This is a genomic window from Arthrobacter sp. zg-Y877 (assembly GCF_030373105.1).
In the GTDB taxonomy this organism is placed as follows: Bacteria; Actinomycetota; Actinomycetes; order Actinomycetales; family Micrococcaceae; genus Arthrobacter_B.
The window spans coordinates 342,019-359,676 of sequence record NZ_JAUCPU010000007.1 but is presented as its reverse complement, the minus strand read 5'-3'; the positions used below and the strand labels follow the sequence as shown (position 1 = coordinate 359,676).

Annotated in this window: 15 protein-coding genes; 4 read left to right on the top strand and 11 right to left on the bottom strand. The window is 65.1% G+C overall.

Features of this window, described 5'->3' with window-relative positions; genetic code table 11:
* Nucleotides 1-2: 2 nt before the first annotated feature.
* The 4 genes from QNO03_RS12530 to QNO03_RS12515 all read right to left on the bottom strand — a co-directional run bounded on the left by QNO03_RS12530 (nt 3) and on the right by QNO03_RS12515 (nt 5,071).
* Entirely contained in the window at nt 3-1,475 is a 1,473-nt protein-coding gene (locus tag QNO03_RS12530; RefSeq protein WP_289603515.1) for a dihydrolipoamide acetyltransferase family protein, read from the bottom strand.
* Between the two features lie 70 nt (nt 1,476-1,545).
* Nucleotides 1,546-2,529 (bottom strand): alpha-ketoacid dehydrogenase subunit beta, encoded by a 984-nt coding sequence (locus QNO03_RS12525; RefSeq protein WP_289603514.1) that lies wholly within the window; start codon nt 2,527-2,529, stop codon nt 1,546-1,548.
* Nucleotides 2,526-3,788 carry a pyruvate dehydrogenase (acetyl-transferring) E1 component subunit alpha gene (pdhA, locus tag QNO03_RS12520; protein ID WP_289603513.1) on the bottom strand — a complete coding sequence of 421 codons (1,263 nt, stop codon included), beginning with the start codon at nt 3,786-3,788 and terminating at the stop codon, nt 2,526-2,528. Before pdhA ends, QNO03_RS12525 begins: the two co-directional genes overlap by 4 nt.
* Nucleotides 3,789-3,931: 143 nt before the next feature.
* Nucleotides 3,932-5,071, bottom strand: a complete 1,140-nt coding sequence (locus QNO03_RS12515; RefSeq protein WP_289603512.1) for a histidinol-phosphate transaminase — start codon at nt 5,069-5,071, stop codon at nt 3,932-3,934.
* A gap of 41 nt (nt 5,072-5,112) precedes the next feature.
* Between QNO03_RS12515 and QNO03_RS12510 the strand changes: the two genes are divergently transcribed.
* Nucleotides 5,113-5,532, top strand: a complete 420-nt coding sequence (locus QNO03_RS12510) for a phage holin family protein (RefSeq protein WP_229946181.1) — start codon at nt 5,113-5,115, stop codon at nt 5,530-5,532.
* Between the two features lie 108 nt (nt 5,533-5,640).
* Here the strand turns inward: QNO03_RS12510 and QNO03_RS12505 are convergent, their stop codons facing one another.
* Both QNO03_RS12505 and QNO03_RS12500 read right to left on the bottom strand, forming a co-directional pair.
* Nucleotides 5,641-7,269, bottom strand: coding sequence for an HNH endonuclease signature motif containing protein (locus tag QNO03_RS12505; protein WP_289603511.1), 1,629 nt, complete (start codon nt 7,267-7,269; stop codon nt 5,641-5,643).
* Between the two features lie 2,087 nt (nt 7,270-9,356).
* A complete protein-coding gene (locus QNO03_RS12500; protein WP_289603510.1) occupies nt 9,357-9,608 on the bottom strand; it encodes a hypothetical protein in 252 nt (83 codons plus the stop codon).
* Between the two features lie 219 nt (nt 9,609-9,827).
* Between QNO03_RS12500 and purB the strand changes: the two genes are divergently transcribed.
* Nucleotides 9,828-11,243 (top strand): adenylosuccinate lyase, encoded by a 1,416-nt coding sequence (purB, locus tag QNO03_RS12495; protein WP_289603509.1) that lies wholly within the window; start codon nt 9,828-9,830, stop codon nt 11,241-11,243.
* Between the two features lie 104 nt (nt 11,244-11,347).
* Here purB and rlmN read toward each other — a convergent pair whose 3' ends face one another.
* Nucleotides 11,348-12,610, bottom strand: coding sequence for a dual-specificity RNA methyltransferase RlmN (gene rlmN, locus QNO03_RS12490; RefSeq protein ID WP_229946170.1), 1,263 nt, complete (start codon nt 12,608-12,610; stop codon nt 11,348-11,350).
* A gap of 126 nt (nt 12,611-12,736) precedes the next feature.
* Here rlmN and QNO03_RS12485 point away from each other — a divergent pair, with 126 nt between their 5' ends.
* Entirely contained in the window at nt 12,737-13,261 is a 525-nt protein-coding gene (locus QNO03_RS12485; RefSeq protein WP_229946168.1) for a GNAT family N-acetyltransferase, read from the top strand.
* A 25-nt stretch (nt 13,262-13,286) separates the two neighbouring features.
* Here QNO03_RS12485 and QNO03_RS12480 read toward each other — a convergent pair whose 3' ends face one another.
* A complete protein-coding gene (locus QNO03_RS12480) occupies nt 13,287-13,769 on the bottom strand; it encodes a nucleoside deaminase (protein WP_289603508.1) in 483 nt (160 codons plus the stop codon).
* A gap of 235 nt (nt 13,770-14,004) precedes the next feature.
* Between QNO03_RS12480 and QNO03_RS12475 the strand changes: the two genes are divergently transcribed.
* Nucleotides 14,005-14,478 (top strand): VOC family protein, encoded by a 474-nt coding sequence (locus tag QNO03_RS12475; protein WP_229946164.1) that lies wholly within the window; start codon nt 14,005-14,007, stop codon nt 14,476-14,478.
* A 33-nt stretch (nt 14,479-14,511) separates the two neighbouring features.
* On the opposite strand, the gene QNO03_RS12470 is transcribed toward QNO03_RS12475, so the two are convergent.
* From QNO03_RS12470 to QNO03_RS12460, 3 genes are read right to left on the bottom strand one after another with little or no spacing between them, the layout of a single operon-like run.
* Nucleotides 14,512-15,405, bottom strand: coding sequence for a carbohydrate ABC transporter permease (locus QNO03_RS12470; protein ID WP_229946162.1), 894 nt, complete (start codon nt 15,403-15,405; stop codon nt 14,512-14,514).
* A 4-nt stretch (nt 15,406-15,409) separates the two neighbouring features.
* On the bottom strand, nt 15,410-16,354 hold the full coding sequence (locus QNO03_RS12465; protein WP_229946160.1) for a carbohydrate ABC transporter permease: 945 nt from the start codon (nt 16,352-16,354) through the stop codon (nt 15,410-15,412).
* A complete protein-coding gene (locus tag QNO03_RS12460; protein WP_289603507.1) occupies nt 16,354-17,574 on the bottom strand; it encodes an ABC transporter substrate-binding protein in 1,221 nt (406 codons plus the stop codon). The genes QNO03_RS12465 and QNO03_RS12460 overlap by 1 nt, the downstream gene beginning before the upstream one ends.
* Nucleotides 17,575-17,658: the final 84 nt, after the last annotated feature.

The window sequence follows — 17,658 nt, the reverse complement described above, 5'->3', positions numbered from 1 at the left end:
CGTCAGTCCAGCAGCAGCGCCGGTTCTTCCAGGATGGCGGCAACGTCGGCCATGAAGCGTGCCGACAGGTCGCCGTCGACCACGCGGTGGTCGAAGGAACCACCGAGCGTCGTGATCCAGCGCGGCACAACCTCGCCGTTGACCACCCAGGGCTTCTGCTTGATGGTGCCAAACGCGACGATGGCTACTTCGCCGGGATTGATGATCGGGGTGCCCGTGTCGATGCCGAGCGAACCGATATTCGTGACCGTCAGCGTGCCGCCCCGCATGTCAGCCGGGGGCGTCCGGCCCTCCCGTGCGGTTGCCGCCAGGGTGTTGAGGGCGATCGCCAGTTCCTTCAGCGAGAGCTCGTGGGCGTCCTTGATGTTGGGCACCATCAACCCGCGCGGGGTGGCTGCCGCAATGCCGAGGTTCATGAAGTGCTTGACCAGGATCTCGTCCCCGGCCCAGGTGGCGTTGACGGAGGGGTTCCGTGCCGCCGCCCAGATGACGGCCTTCGCGAGGATCAGCAGCGGGGAAACCTTGATGCCGTCAAAGTCCTTCGACGTCTTCAGCCGTTTCACGAACTCCATGGTCCGGGAAGCATCCACGTCCACGAAGATGCTGACGTGCGGTGCGCTGAAGGCGCTTTCAACCATGGCCTTTGCCGTGGCGCGGCGCACTCCCCTGACCGGGATGCGTTCAATGCGCGAGTCCTCCGCTCCGGCGCCCGGCGCCCAGAATTCCCCGGCCGAATCACGCTCGGCCTCGCGCTGTGCCTGGTAGCTGATCAGGTCCTGCTTGGTCACTTCGCCGCTGGCTCCGGTGGCGGTGACGTCCGCGAGGTTGATGCCCAGGTCCTTTGCGGCCTTCCGCACCGGGGGCTTGGCCAGCACGCGCTGGATCAGCCGGTTGACCCGGTCGGAGACAGCGGCGGTTCCGGACGACGCCGGGGCGGGCGCGGTTTCCGGGGAGGTGGGCCTGACGGGTTCCGGGGCTGGTTCTGCCGCAGGTGCCGGGACGGGTGCCGGTTTGACGATGCGTTCCGGTTTCGCGGACACCTGGGCATCGGCCACGGCGGGCCGGCGCAGGCGGCGGCGCACTGCATCCGGTTTGGGGCCGGTACCGGTTAACGAGGCGGCAGGAGCTTCTGCTTCCGCGGCGGGCGCCTGGGTTTCCGTTTCCGGGGCGGCTGCCTGGGTTTCCGTTTCCGGGGGCGCCTTGGCTTCTTCCGCCTTCGGCGCGCCGGCGCCGCCGTCGACCGTCACGCTGATGATGGCCGTCCCGACGTCGACCGTTTCCCCTTCGGCAACCAGCAGCGAAGACACCGTGCCGGCATACGGCGAAGGAAGCTCGACCAGCGATTTCGCCGTTTCGATTTCCACGATCACGTCGTTGACGGCAACCGTGTCGCCCGGTGAAACCTTCCACTGCACAATGTCGGCTTCGGTCAGGCCTTCGCCCACGTCCGGCAGGCGGAATGTCTTTTCAGTCATGGCTTCTCTTCTTTAGGTACTGGGGCGCTTTAGATACACGGGCGGGCGAACAGGCTCAGGAGGAGGAGCGTCAGTAGGCGAAGGAACGGTCCAGGGCTTCGAGCAGCCGGTCGATATCCGGCAGATAGTGCTCTTCGACCTTCGCCACCGGATACGGCATGTGGAATCCGCCCACACGCAGCACCGGTGCCTCCAGGGAGAGGAAGGCACGTTCGGCCACGCGGGCAGCAATTTCGCCGCCGATGCCGCCAAACGTGGGCGCCTCATGGGTGACGATCAGGCGTCCGGTTTTCCGGACGGAGTCGGTGACGGTGTCGAAATCGATCGGCGAAATGGACCGCAGGTCCACCACTTCCACGGACCGTCCGTCCTCTTCCGCCGCTGCGGCCGCTGCCAGCGCCACCGGGACCAGGGGCCCGTAGGCCACGATGGTTGCGTCGGTTCCCTCGCGGACCACGTGGGCAGAGAACGGATCGGACGTTGGTGCGGTGGTATCGACGTCGCCCTTGAGCCAGTATCGGCGCTTGGGTTCGAAGACGATCACGGGGTCCTTGCACGCCACTGCCTGCTGGATCATCCAGTAGGCGTCCTGAGGGTTCGACGGCGTGATGATGCGCAGCCCCGCGGTGTGGGCAAAGAGGGCCTCGGGCGATTCGGAGTGGTGCTCAATCGAGCCGATGCCGCCGCCGTAGGGGATCCGGATAACCACGGGAGCGCTCAGCGCACCGTCGCTGCGGGAGTGCATCTTGGCCAGCTGCGTGGTGATCTGGTTGAAGCCCGGGAAGACGAAGCCGTCGAACTGGATCTCGCAGACGGGCAGGTAGCCCCGCAGGGCCAAACCGATGGCCGTGCCGATAATCCCGGATTCCGCCAGCGGTGTGTCCATAACGCGGTCCGCGCCGAAGTCGGCCTTCAAGCCTTCCGTGACCCGGTAGACGCCGCCGAGGGAGCCGATGTCCTCGCCCATCAGGAGGGAATTCGGGTGGGACTCCAGGGCCGCGCGAAGGCCGGCGTTAATGGCCTTGGCCATGGTCATGGTCATGGTGGTGCTCATGCGGTGTGCTCCCGGGAAGCGGTCGAGGAGGTGGCGGTGTCGTGCGGAGCTGCAGCGTCGGCGTCGGTGTCGGTGTCGGTGTCGGCGTCGGCGTCGGCGAAACCGGCTTCGTACCGGCGGTGGGCGTCCAGTTCCTCGCGGATCAGCGGGTGCGCTTCGGCGTACACATCGGCAAAGGCGTCCTCGAAGCCCGGTGCCTCCATCTGCTGCACGTTGTCCCGGAGCCGGACGGCCATGGTGCGGCCTTCCTCGCGGAGCTCCTCAAAGAACGCATCATCCGCCAGTCCCTGGCGGCGCAGGTATTTTTCCATCCGGAGCAGCGGATCCCGGTCCAGCCAGGCTTCCTCGTCAGCGCTCAGCCGGTATTTGGTGGGGTCGTCCGCCGTCGTATGCGCGCTCATCCGGTAGGTGAATGCCTCGATCAGCACGGGCCCGCCGCCGGAACGGGCGTGTTCGAGCGCCCAGCGCGTCACGGCATGGACAGCGAGGACGTCATTGCCGTCCACGCGGACGCCGGGGAAGCCGTAGCCCTGGGCGCGGTTGGCCAGCGGGATCCGGGACTGCACTTCGGTGGGGACGGAGATGGCCCAGTGGTTGTTCTGGCAGAAGAACACCACCGGGGCGTTGTAGGACGCAGCGAAGACCATGCCTTCATGGACGTCGCCTTCAGAGCTTGCACCGTCGCCGAAGTAGGCAACCGTGGCGGCTTCGGGAAGCTTGGGATCCACCAGCCGGTCGCGGGCCATGCCCATGGCATAGCCGACGGCGTGCGGCACCTGCGCGGCCAGTACCAGGGTGTAGAGATGGAAGTTCACCTCGCGGGGATCCCAGCCACCGTGTGAGATGCCGCGGAAGCGGCGCAGCAGCTGGGCAAGTTCCAGGCCGCGGGTATAGGCGACGCCGTGCTCGCGGTAGGTGGGGAAAACGTAGTCCTGTGGGAGCAGGGCCCGGCCCGAGCCGATCTGGGCGCCTTCCTGGCCGGTGAGGGGAACCCACATCACGAGTTCGCCCTGGCGCTGAAGGGCGGTGGCTTCTTCATCGAACCTGCGGACCAGGAACATGTCCCGGTAGAACCCGCGGAGTTCCTCGGGGCTCAGGTCCTTGACGTAGCTGCTGTACTCGTCATCCTGCAGAAGCTCACCGTCGATGGTGAGCAGCTGGACCATGTCCGGGACAGGGTTGTCTTCGGGAGCACCCATGAGGGAGTGCTCCAGTCCGGCCGCGTCGAACTCGCTGGCCGGCAGGTTTCCTACGTCCATGCCTACTCCTCGCCTGGACAGCCGAAAGCCGCACCGCGCTAGAAATATGCCTCATCAGGAATACATTCCCGGGTTTGCATATATGTGGAAGTTACTTCCCACAGCCTAACGATGGCACGGCTTTCGGCCCTACCTAAGACACGCTAGGAAACCCGTGGGCCTTTTGTATAAGTCGCACATAGAGCCAGGAACCGGGTGTTTGCTTCTTCCTCGCCAATGGTCACTCTCACACCCTCGTTTCCGAAGGCCCGTACCGCCAGGGCCTTCGCCTCCGCCAAGGCTGCAAACTCGCGGGTATTCTCTCCAAGCGCGAGCCATACGAAGTTGCCCTGCGCCGCGGGAATGGACCATCCCAGCGCCGTCAGGCCGTCCACCACCCGGGTCCGTTCCGCCACGAGTCCTTGTATTCTCTCCACAAGTTGGTCGTGATGGCGCAGCGACGCAACCGCCGCCTGTTCGGCGATGGTCGAGACCGCGAAGGGGACCGCTGACACGCGGAGGTGCTGGGTAATGGGAGCGTGCGAGACCGAATAGCCGACGCGCAGTCCCGCCAGGCCGGCGCCCTTGGAGAAGGTCCGCAGCACTACGACGTTGGCGTGGCTGCGGTACATGTCGATGCCGTTGACGGCGTCGTCGTCCCGGACGAAGTCCTCATATGCCTCATCGATTACCACGATGACGTTTTCCGGGACCTGCCGGAGGAAGTTTTCCACCTGCAGGGTGGTGAGTACCGGACCGGTCGGGTTGTTCGGGGTGCACAGCAGAATTACTTTGGTCCGCTCGGTGATGGCCGCGGCCATGGCGTCCAGGTCGTGTGTGCCGTCCGACTTAAGGGGCACCTGGACACTCTCGGCACCCGCGAGGCCCACACTGATGGGGTACGCCTCAAAGGACCGCCAGGGGTAGATGACCTCGTCGGCGGTTCCGTCCGGGTTCTGGCCGGCAAAGGTGCTGAGCAGCTGGTTCAACGCACCCAGGCTGCCGCCGCCCGTCACGATATCTTCAGCGGGCACGTCCAGGAACGCAGACAGCTCGTTGCGGAGGGCCGTGGAAAGCGGGTCCGGGTACCGGTTGACCGTTGCGTGCTCGTTTATCGCTTCCAGCACGGCCGGCAGCGGAGGGAACGGGTTCTCGTTGGAGGAGAGCTTGTAACTTTGAAGTCCTTCTACAACCACCGGCGGCTTGCCTGCCGTGTACTTGGGCAGCTTCCCAATGACGGGCCTGGGGACAATGCCGGATGCGGGAACTTCAGCTGCGTCGGTGTCATTCTCGGTAGTGGTCATGGCGTTAACACTAACGGCCTCTTTTCTGCCAGCATGAGGGCATGATTTTCCTCCTGCTGCGGATAGTCCTGAATGCTGTGGCCCTCTGGGTTGCCAGTTGGCTTTTGCCCGGGCTCACGGTGAGTGCACCCACGGGGAGCCTCAGCGGAGATCCGATGATCGATACTGGGCTCGCCTATCTCTTCATCGGCTTGATTTTCGGTGCCGTGAATGCGCTGGTCCGGCCGATTGCCCAGGGCATCACCCTTCCTTTGGCCATCCTGACGCTGGGGTTGTTCCGCATTGTCATCAATGCCGCCATGCTCGAACTCACCTCGTGGCTCAGCAGCTACACCCCCATCCGTTTCGAGGTCGATTCCTTCTTCTGGACTGCCATTCTGGGCGCTGTTGTCATCAGCCTCATTTCCCTCGTGCTGGAGACCGTGACCGGAAGTCGTCGGCGGAGCAAAGGCCTGCGGTAAGGGTCTGGCGGGGGATGTGCCGACGCAGACGGCGCAGCGTCAAAACGAAGGAGCAAAGGCCTGCGGTACGGGTCTCGCGGGGCATCTGCCGAACCAGACGGCATAGCGTCAAAACGGCGGTAACGCCTCCGTTGGTTCCGCAGACACTCCCATAGTCCCCGGTTGGCCACTTCCTGGTTGGCTACTTCCCGGCTGGCCACTTCCTGGTTGACTACTTCCCGGCTGGCCACTTCCTGGTTGACTACTTCCCGGCTGGCCACTTCCTGCCTCGCTTATTCCCGGCTGGCCACTTCCTGGTTGACCAGACCTGGCCACGGCATAAGTCGTGGGGTCTGTTCCAGTGAAGTCGCGGCCGTGCAGCAGTGCGTGCGTGCGGTAGACCCGTCCCATCGGGGAGGTCCACTCGACCACGCCCGGCACCGGCTGCCGGGCCTTCCACAGCCCGACCGTCTTGAACCGGTGATGCTTCTTGCACAGGTGAGCCAGGTTCCCGTGGTCGGTCCGTCCACCATCTCCCCACGCCCGGGTATGGTCGATTTCGCAGTTCCCTGCCGCCACGCTGCATCCCGGAAACCGGCAGGTTCCGTCGCGTGCCTGCAGCCAGCGCTTGAGATCCGGCGGAATCCGACGCTGCCGTCCGACAGACAGGATTTCTCCATCTGCATCCTGCAACAATCCCGTCCAGCGACCTGTGTTCAGCAGCAGCTCGCGGGCTGCATCGGCACCGACCGGACCGTAACCGTTCAACTCCGCCGGTGTGTCCGAAAGGCCCAGTAAGGATTCGGCCGACACCAGCACCATCACCTCCGCCCGCACCCCTCGCCCCGTCAGCGGATCCTGCGGCGAGTTGCCCAAGCGGCCCGGACTCCCGCCCGGTTCAGTATCCGTTTCCGCGATGGAGCGGGTTGGCTGACCGGTCAGGGCCGAGACGAAGACGTCCGCACGCAGTTGGTCCAGGGTCCGTGGATCCCCCGCCTTCTGTTCCCCACGGGCACAGGCAGTCAATCCGTTGAAAATCCCGTGCGCGGCAGCGGCAGGAAGGAACCCGGAAAGGACACTGATCCCGTCCGGCAGGTCCTCCAGCCAAACCCGGCGCTCCCCCTCAGCAGCGCGGTGACGTTCGGGAATGGTTGCCGGAAACATACGCTCACGCATCCTGCGGGCCGCCCGGTCGAACTGCGGCCCAGTCTTCCCGGGCGCCAACGGCAGCAGCACCGCTTCCAGCCGCTTCGAGTCCTCAAGCCGCAGCCCGGCGGTCTGCTCCACAACCGTCCGAGCCCTGCGGTAATCAAGAACACCGTGTTCCAACTCCGCCAGCGTGTCGGGACACCTGCTGCAAAGCAGATCGGCATCCGAAACCAGCCTCTGCGCGGCAAGACCCGTCACGCTCAGCAGCGCCCCGACCTCCGCGGCAGTGGTGCGGAGTACCCAGTTCGCATCCTGGTTCCGGTTCCGGTCTGCAGCCGGGGCGTTCGCATCTGCCGCAGCCGGGCTCTGTGCCGCGAGATCCGGATGCGGACACCGGCTTAGGTTCCCGGCGGTAAGTTCCTGCAGCCGGAACAGCGTGAGGGCCTGCTGCGCCTGCGCCCAGCAGACCAGTGCGTGAAGACGTTCCAGGGTCTGCAGGACCGCTTCCTGATCCAACTCCCCGGGCGCCTGGAGGGAGAGCATGCCCATAAGCCCGGCCGGCAGCACGGTACCGGCAGCCGGGGCGTCGCTGGGCGCAACACAGAACACGCCCTGCAACACCAAAGGCGTATCCGGATTCGGCTCCGGTTCCGCTGTCCGCGCGCCGGACGGCTGATTAGGGCTCTCAGTGTTTCCGGGAACTGCTTGGTCAGTGTTTCCGTCAACTGCTCGGTCAGTTTTTCCGCTGCGGCGAGGAACTGCTGGGTGGGTTGTACGGGCTTGGTGGGTTGCACGGGCAGTGGTGGCCTGTTCCATGGGCTCATTCCAGCAGCCTGCGCGACGCCCCAAACCGGTGGTCCGCGGCTGTGTGCAAAACGTCAGGGAGACATACCAGCGGGGTGTGTTGTGGAGGAATTCTCATTCTCTCTAAACCCTTGGGCGGACGTCCGGAGCACAGACAAGCTCCGATACTGGCAACGCAAGGCAGCAGCTGCTGAACCCGCATGGTCCGGTATTGCCACCCTTGCGACCCGCATCGTTCGGCTTCGCTACCCTTGCGGCCCGCCCCGTCCGGCATTGCCGCCCTTGCGGCCCGCCCCGTCCGGCATTGCCACCCTTGCGGCCCGCATCGTCTGGTATTGCTACCCTTGCGGCCCGCCCCGCCCGAGCGGGCCCGGCACTGGCGGGCGGGGCACCGGCACCGGACCTTGCGGCCCGCCCCGCGGAGGTGCCGGCGGCACTGTCGGTACAGGCCCAGGCGGCACTGTCGGTACAGGCCCAGGCGGCACTGTCGGTACAGGCCCAGGCGGCACTGTCGGTACAGGCGCAGGTTGCAGTGTCGGTACAGGCGCCCGCACAGGCCCCCTCGAAACGGCCCGCGAAGACGTCGGCGAAGACGTTCGAACTGAACCCACCGGCGACTGCTCCCGCTCCAAACGGTACAAGAATCTGGTCGCCACACTTCCAGCACCAACAGCAGCAGCCAGCGATCCCAACGAACTCTGCAGCGAAGCGTCATCGCTGACATCCGCGAGCGCAGCACCAGCAAGATAATTGTCCAACCGGTGCGCGGGACCCAGCCCTGCATCCTCCCCCTCGGGCGTGGCCACCGGATTGGTCAGCGTCATGGTGACCCGGTCCGGAGTATCGGGGTTCGCAGAAGCATCGATTCCTGGCACCCAGTCCTGCACATGCTCCAGATGCAGTGCCGGCAGTCCGGGCGGCAAGTCGGCCGAGCCTGTGGCGCTGCCCGCCGTCAGTACGAACGCGGGTTCGTACTCCCCCTCCTCTGTCAGATTGGCAGCAACATGCGCAGCGTGTTCCCCGCCCTGGCTGTAACCGGACAAGATCACCGAAGCTCCTGCTTCCGCTCCTGCATGCCGCAGCGCCTCCGCCACAGCAGCGGAGATGAATCTGCTCTCCTCGACCCGCCCTTCCAGATTGCCCGCAGAATCGAACGGATTCCGGCCTCCCATACCGGTTCCCTGCGTACCGGGAAGGGTGACGACAAACGTCCCGTTGGCACCCCCATCCACCGCGAGCACCTCAATCACGCCTGGATCGTTCTCCCGCTTCAGGACCTCCGAACGTTTCAAAATACCGGCAGCAGTTCCATCGAGTGGGACCTCCTCCGGCTCCCCGGGAAGAGGCGTGACAACGATTGGCCGCAGCACCCCCTGCGTTGGACCACCCAGAAGAAACAGGCCTCCCCGCGCCACCAGCTCAATGGCCGGAGTTGTGGCCAGACCCTGTTCCACCTGGGCAAGGGTGGGAAATCCTTCAGCCCGGGGCAACAACCCTGATGTGATCCAGGGAATCAGGGGAAAGAGGCCGCCAGAAGGCAGCCGCGCCTGGATCCGCCCCTCGGCTTCGGCGTAGGCACGTGCGCTTTCCCGCACGCCGTCCGCGACTTTATCCACTCCCGCCGCACAGTTCCTCAGTACGTGGGCTGCTTCCTGCAGAGTCAGGCTGACCCGGTCAGCGGTCGGAGAACCGCCGCCCCACGCACTGCCCGCCAGCCATAGGTCAGTGACCCGCTGCTCAAGGTTCCGCAGGCGGGCGGTGGTCCCGGCCAGCCGGTCCGCTGCCCGGGCCAAGTCCTCGTATTGAACCAACAGCCCGGCGGATCCTCCCCTGACACCGTACGGCTGCCGGTCCGTACCGCGGTCGAATCCACCTATGGCTGCCACTTTCGATCAGCTTCCTGCGGCCAAGGCGAGCGGATCGTGCCGCAGTTGCCCGGCGGCAGCACGCAACTGATGAGCTATCCCGGGCAGGGGCCGCACTGTTCCCGCCAAGCCATGCCGGAAAGCGTCTGCAGCCTGCGACTCCCACCGGACGTTGGCGGACTCGGCAACCTCGTACTCCAATTCATCGATTTCCGCCGAAAACTCCAGAAGCAGCCGTTCCATCTCCGCCGTATATGCGGCCGAAGCCACTTGGTCCATCGATTCCTCCTTCCGCGACGTATGCCCCGGCCCCGCCCCCGCCGTCCCGCCCCCGCCGTCCCGGTCCCGCCGTCCCGCTCAAATTAGCCGGACAACCGTCCCCAATCGAGGGCCGCCGGAGCCCATCAGGAGAAACAATCCTGCCCTTCCCTGACGTAACCCCCTGTGGAGGGGAAGTCACTCACCGGTTGCCACCCGCAGGCATGAAAGAATTGCCGCATGGCCGAATCCGAACCCCGTGTCTCCCTTGCCTCCGTGACCCCCGCTATTGCCTTGGGCCCGCTGGACGGCCGCTACCGCAGCGCCACCGCCCCGTTGGTGGATTACCTTTCCGAAGCGGCCCTGAACCGGGACCGGACCCACGTCGAGGTGGAATGGCTGATCCACCTGACCTCCAACGCGGTCCTGCCCGGCACCGCCCCGCTCAGCGAAACCCAGCAGAACCAGCTGCGGGAAATCGTCACGGGCTTCGACGGCAACGCCGTGGCCGAACTGGGCGAGATCGAAAAGCGCACCGTGCACGATGTGAAGGCCGTCGAGTACTACATTGCCGACCGGCTGCCGGCCATCGGCGTTGAAAACCTGACCAGCCTCGTGCATTTCGGCTGCACTTCCGAGGACATCAACAACCTCTCCTACGCGCTCGGCATCAAGGGCGCAGTGGAAAACGTCTGGCTTCCGGCGGCACAGGACCTGGTGCAGCAGATCGCCGCCATGGCCGAGGACACCCGTGCGGTCCCGATGCTCTCCCGGACGCACGGCCAGCCGGCCACCCCGACCACCCTGGGCAAGGAACTGGCCGTCACCGTCCACCGCCTCGGCCGCCAGCTGCGCCGCATCCGCAACACGGAATTCCTGGGCAAGATCAACGGCGCCACCGGCACCTACGCCGCCCATTACGCCGCAGCCCCGCAGGCCGACTGGCAGCAGGTGGCACGCAGCTTCGTGGAGGGCCTCGGCCTGACCTGGAACCCGCTGACCACGCAGATCGAATCCCACGACTGGCAGGCCGAGCTGTACGCCGACATTGCCCGCTTCAACCGCATCCTGCACAACTTCTGCACGGATGTGTGGAGCTACATCTCCATCGGCTACTTCGCCCAGGTTCCGGTGGAAGGTGCCACCGGCTCCTCCACCATGCCGCACAAGGTCAACCCCATCCGCTTTGAGAACGCCGAAGCAAACCTGGAGATTTCCAACGGACTGCTGGATACCCTGGCCTCCACCCTGGTGACTTCCCGCTGGCAGCGCGACCTCACCGATTCCTCCTCGCAGCGGAACATCGGCGTCGCGTTCGGGCACTCCATGCTGGCCATCTCCAACGTGGCCAAGGGCCTGGAGCGCCTGCACGTCGCCGAGAAGGTCCTCGCGCAGGACCTGGACTCCAACTGGGAGGTGCTTGGTGAAGCCATCCAGATGGTCATGCGGGCCGAAGCTGTTGCCGGCACGGAAGGCATGGAGAACCCGTACGAACGGCTCAAGGACCTCACCCGCGGCCACCGCGTGGACGCGGACCGGATGAAGGAATTCATTGCCGGCCTCGGTCTCCCGGCGGATGCGGAAGCGCGCCTGCAGGCGCTGACCCCGGCCAGGTACACGGGCATCGCGGACACCCTGGTGGACCACCTGAAGTAGGAAGACCTTAAACGACGACGGCGGGAGCCGGGCACGCAGCCCGGCCTCCCGCCGTCGTGGTTAACGCTTCGGTGCTGCCCGCCGCAGGGGCGGGCGAAAAACGGTTAGTCCGCCGCAGCGAGCTGGCCGCAGGCGCCGTCGATTTCCTTGCCGCGGGTATCGCGGATGGTGGTGGGGATACCGGCGTCGATCAGGTGGTTAATGAACTCCTGCATAACCTCCGGCTCCGGCGACGTCCAGATGGACCCCGGGGTCGGGTTCAACGGGATCGGGTTCACATGCACCCAGCCCCGGCCGCGGGCATTGAGCTTCTTGGCCAGCAGATCCGCGCGCCAGGCATGGTCATTCATGTCCTTGATCAGCGCGTACTCGATGGAGACGCGGCGGCCGGTGACGCGGTAGTAGTTGTACGCGGCATCCAGGGCCTCGTCCACCTTCCAGCGGCTGTTGACCGGGATCAGCTCGTCGCGCAGCTCGTCGTCCGGGGCATGCAGGCTCAGCGCGAAGGTCACCGGAATGTTCTCCTCGGCAAGCTTCTTGATGGCCGGCACCAGGCCAACGGTGGAGACAGTGATGTTACGGGCGCTCATGCCCAGGCCCTCGGGAACCTCGGCGGCCATCCGGTGGACGGCGTTCATCACGCGCTTGTAGTTGGCCAGCGGCTCGCCCATGCCCATAAAGACAATGTTGGTGACGCGCTCGGCGTCGTGGCCGCCGTCGCTCCGCTTGCCGCCGAGCCCGCCTTCCTTGATCACCCGGTTGGCCTGGACAATCTGGTCCAGGATTTCCGCGGTGGACATGTTGCGGGTCAGGCCGGCCTGGCCGGTGGCGCAGAACGGGCAGTTCATGCCGCAGCCGCACTGGCTGGAGACACACAGGGTGATCCGGCCGGGGTAGCGCATCAGCACGGACTCCACGAGGGAGCCGTCGAAGAGGCGCCACAGGAATTTGATGGTGTCGCCGTTGTCCGTGGTCAGGCGCTTGATCTCGGTGAGCAGCGTGGGGAACATCTCGCCCACCAACTCCCCGCGGCGCTCCTTGGGGAGATCGCTCATGGCTTCCGGATCAGTGGTGTAGTGCTGGAAATAGTGCACGGAGAGCTGCTTCGCGCGGAACGCGGGAAGGCCCAGCGACTTCACTTTCTCCTGGCGTTCGGCCAGCGTCATATCGGCCAGATGGGCCGGCGGCTGGGACACGCGGGGCGACTTGAACTGCAGCAGCGGGCGGCCGTCGGGCTCCTTGGCCTGTTCCCAACCCTCCGTGGCGGGGCGGACCTGGGGCCCGGTGGCGGTGGGAACCGAGCGGACGCGGCGCAGCTCGGACTTTTTGGCGGGGTTCTTGGCGGGGGAAGAATCGACAGTTGACATCGCCACTATTCTCGCACGGTTCGCATGTCCGGAACATTCCTTTTGCCAGGTGGGCACACAGGCGAAACACAGCCGAAACCCCGGCCTCCTAGCGTGGAAGGCATACCCTTGGCCGCTGGAGGCAGCATGTCGGATTTGAGACCCTTTTCCGGATTCCGTCCCTACTCAACACCGCACCTGCGGATCCGCGAAGTGCCGTGGAGCAATCCCGTAGGTGCCGACCTCCGTGAAGCCCAGCAGGCCGAACTCGACGCCCGCTACGGCACCGTGGAGCACGATCCCAGTCCACCCCGGGCCGCCGACGCGGCCGTCTTCCTCATCGCCTACGAGCGCAGCACCGGCCAACCGCTGGGTTGCGGCGGGCTGCGGCGGCTGGATACGACGACGGCGGAAATCAAGCGGGTGTATGTCCTGCCGTACGCACGCGGTTCCGGGGTGGCGACGGCAATCCTCGGGGCGCTCGAGGCACGGGCCAAGCAGATGGGATTCGCCGTTCTCACGGCGGAGGCCGGGTCCGCCCAACCCGATGGACAACGCTTTTATGAGAACGGCGGCTACCGGGTGGTGCCGAACTTCGGCCCGTACATCATGTCCGACGGGTCCACCTGCTATTCCAAGACCATCGGCGCCGCTTTGGAACGCCGGTTCTAGGAACCGGTCAGGGAGCCCACCGCCCCTAGTAGTCGACCCGTTCCGCAGCCGCAGTCCAGGCATTGAACGGAGCCATGGCGGGTGCGCCGTCCACGGCCAGCTGCGAGACCTGCATGGACCGTTGCTCCCGCGGCGTTTCGAAGTACTCGTAGAAGGCCGCGTCGTCGAACCCCGCGCTGGCGGCGTCGTGCCGGTCAGCAGCGAACACCACGCGGTCCACCCTCGCCCACAGCGAGGACGCCAGGCACATGGGGCACGGTTCGCAGCTGGTGTAGAGCACCGCACCGGTGAGGTCGAAGGTGCCCAGGGTGGCGCATGCGTTGCGGATGGCCGTGACCTCGGCGTGCGCGGTGGGGTCATTGTTTGCGGTTACACGGTTGACGCCTTCAAACGCGGCGCCTTCTGCCGTGACGATGACGGCGCCGAACGGGCCGCCGCCGTTGGCCACGTTCCCGGTGGCCAGGGCGATGGCCTGGGCCAGGTAAATGGCGTCCGGATTGGTGCTCATTGGCTTCTCCCTAGGTTTGGTGATGCCAGGTAGATAGCCGGTGATACCGGCCCGCCTTCGCAGCTGGAAGATTAGCAGTTATTGCTGCGCGGCCGGGCATGGAGGGGGCATCATGACGGCGACCCGTTGCCAGCAGGGGCGAGCGGTGGCAACGTGAAGGCACAGCGCGTTACCCGTATCCTCCATGGGTTCTCCGCCATGAAGCGCACCCATGGGCCTCCTGGAAGGAGCAGTCATGGAACGCATGATTTTCCCCAATCTCCCGGTTGCGGACCTGCCGGCAGCTGAGAACTTCTACCTCGGCCTCGGCTTCACCAAGAACCCGCAGTTCAGCGACGAACGCACCACCGCCATTGTCGTCTCGGACAGCATCGTGGTGATGCTGCTGCAGCAGGACTATTACCAGGAGTTCCTGCCCGAAGGGGACACCCCGCATCTCGCATCAGCGGGCAAGGAAGTCCTGAACGGCATCAGCTGCGACAGCAGGGACGAAGTCGACCGTTTCCTGGCCGCCTGCACGGCGGGAGGAGGCGCAGTCTATGCACCGGCCGAGGAAAGGATGCCGGGGATGTACAGCGGTTCGGCCACCGACCCGGACGGACATGTCTGGGAGTTTATGTGGATGGATCCCGCCAACGTTGAGCCGCCCGAGCGGACCTTCGAGGTCTCCTCCAACGCCACAGTGCAGGAGCAGAACTCGGCGCTGTGACCGGGCCGGCGCGGCCCGGTCACAGCGTGCCGTTTACTTGACCGCCCCCATGGACAGTCCGCGGACGAGTTGCTTCTGCGCCACCCAGCCGGCGATCACCACCGGCAGCGAGGCCAGTACGGACGCCGCTGAGAGCTGCGCCAGGAACAGGCCTTCGCTGGTCATCTGCGCGACGAGGAAAACCGGCACCGTGGCCGATTGCCCGGCCGTGAGGATCAGGGCGAAGAAAAACTCGTTCCAGGCAAAAATTACGCAGATCAGAGCAGTCGCGGCCAGCCCGGGTGCCACCATGGGCATCAGGACCCGCCAGAGGGTCTTCATCAATCCGGCTCCGTCCATCTGGGCCGCCTCCAGCACCTCGCCGGGAACCTCCAGGAAAAACGAGCGCATCATCCACACGGCGATGGGCAGGTTCATGGAGGTGTACAACACCACCAGGGTCCACACGTTGTCCAAGACCTTCAGCTGCCCGGCAATCACGTAGATCGGCATGATCACCGCGACCACGGGCAGCATGCGGGTGGAGATAAAGAAGAACAGCACATCGGAGGTTTTCTTCACCGGGCGGATGCTTAGGGCATAGGACGCCGGAACGGCCAGGAGGATGACGAGGATGGTGGAGACGCCCGTGGCAATCGCGGAGTTGGCGAAGTAGCTTCCGGCACCGCTGTCCAGCACCGCCCGGTATTGATCCAGCGTGGGGGCGAAAAAGAACACCGGCGGATCGGATGCCGCAGCGGATTCCTGCTTGAAGGACGTTAGCACCATCCAGAGCACCGGCGAGAAGAAAACCAGTGCGAGCACCCAGGTGACTGTGGTGAGGAGAGGACCGGCGTTGAACCGGCGGGCAGGTTTCCGGACCGGGTCTGCGCCGGCGCGGGTCTCCTTCCCAGCGGGAGGAGTAGGTGCAGCGGTTTGGGTAGCCACGTCGTTATTCCTTTACGTCGAAGCTCTTGAAGATCAGGCGAAGGGCCAGGGTGGCCACAATGATGGTCGCGATGACGACCACTACGCCCATGGCGGCGGCCTGGCCGATATCGAAGCCCAGGAAAGCCCGCTGGTAGATGTAGAACGGCAGGTTCGCGCTGGCCGTCCCAGGTCCGCCGGCGGTCATGAGGTAAATCTGGTCGAAGGTGTTGACCACGTAGATCGCGCCGAGCAGGATGCCGAGTTCGATGTAACGGCGCAGCTGCGGAAGCGTGACCGAGATGAAGGTCCGCCACCAGCCGGCGCCGTCCACCTGGGCCGCCTCCAGCACGTCCTTGGACTGGGCCTGCAGTCCGGACAGGACCAGCAGCATCATGAACGGGGTCCACTGCCACACCAGGGCCATCACGATGGAGACGATGGGATGCTGCGACGTCCAGTCCACCGGGGGGATCCCCACCAGGCCAATGACCCAGTTAAGCAGGCCATAGCTGGGATTCAGGATGGAAATGGACCACAGCAGGGAGCTGGCCACCGGCATGATCAGGAACGGTGTGATCAGCAGGGTCCGCACCACTCCCCGCCCCGCGAAGCTTCGGTCCAGCAAGAGGGCGAAGATGATCCCCAGCAGCATCGCAATGAACACACAGGCCACGGTGAAGAGGACACTGTTCAGCGCCGCCCCGCGGAACGTGGAGTCGGAGAAGATGTCGATGTAGTTCTCCAGCCCCACAAACTGGTTTCCCTCCGTCCGCAGCAGGTTCCAGTTCTGCAGGGAGTACCAGATAGTGAAGAGGAAGGGCACCTGCGTCACGATCAGGGTGAAAATGAGGGCCGGCAGCAGCGGCAGGCGCCGCCGCCATCCCTCAGCGGAGGACATTCCCCCGCCCTCCCTTTCCGTCGCGGCCTTCCTGGCGCGGACCTGTTGCCGCTCAACCAAGGTGGACATTAACCCGCTCCGTCCTGGTAGCTTTCCGCCACCGTTTCGGCGTAGCCCTGGGATTGCTCCAGCGCTTCTTGGACTGTCTGCTGTCCGGCGACGGCCGCCGAAATCTGCTGCGCCACGCGCGTGCCCAGGTCCTGGAACTCCGGGATACCCACAAATTGGAGTCCGGTGTAGGGCACACCGCGGACCATGCTGCTTTCCTGGGACGCCCCGGCCATGGCTTCCAGGGTGGGCTCGGCATAGGCCTCGGCCACCTCGGCGTAGTCAGGGATCTCATATGTGGAGAGCCGGCTTCCCGGCGGCACCCGTTCCCAGCCGATCTCTTCGCCGACCAGCCGGATGTATTCCTTGTTGGTCATCCACGAGACGAAGTCCCAGGCGGCGTCCTTGGAGTCGCTGGTGGAGGGGATGGCCAGGGACCAGCTGTAGAGCCAGCCGGAGGACTCCGTCTCCTTGACAGGGGCCGGCGCATACCCGCTTTTGCCGACGACGAGGGACGATGCCGGGTCCTCAATGGCGGAAACCATGGCCGTGGCGTCGTACCACATGGCCGTGTTGCCCTGGCTGTAGAGGGTCAGGCAGTCCCCGTATCCGCTGGTGGCGGCACCGGCCTGCCCGTAGCTCTGCACCAGGTCCACATAATCGGTGACGGCTTCTTCGACTACCGGCTCGTCCAGGCGGGCGTTCCAGTCCTCATCGAACCAGCGGCCGCCGTAGGTATTGATCATGGTGCCCAGCGGTGCCATGACCTCACCCCAGCCTGCCAGGCCCCGCAGGCAGACTCCGGACATGTTGTTTTCCGGATCGTTGAGCGCTTCGGCGAAGCCGCGGATGTCCTCCCAGGTGGGGGCTTCCGGCATAGTCAGGCCGGCTTGATCAAACAGGTCCTGGCGGTAGACAAGGAAGGAGGATTCGCCGTAGAACGGAACGGAGTAGAGATCCCCCTCGTAACTCAATGCGTCCCGGATAGTAGGAACGAAATCGTCGGGGTCGTACCCTTCGGTCGAATCGGCGTAATCCTGCAGATTAGTGATCCATCCGTTTTCCGCCCACATCGGCGTTTCGTAATTGGAGATCATCACGACGTCGAATTCCCCGCCCTGCGTGGCAACAGAGGCAGTGATCTTCGCCCGTGCCTCGTTTTCGGGGAGGGAAACAAAGCTGACGTCAATATCCGGATACTGTGCCTTGAATTCATCCTGAAGCGAGATTGCATCCTGCATCTGCGGATTGGAGACAATGGCTACGACAATCTCGTCCCTGCCCTCCGCCTCGGACCCGCTGCAGCCGGTCAGCGCCAAGGCCAC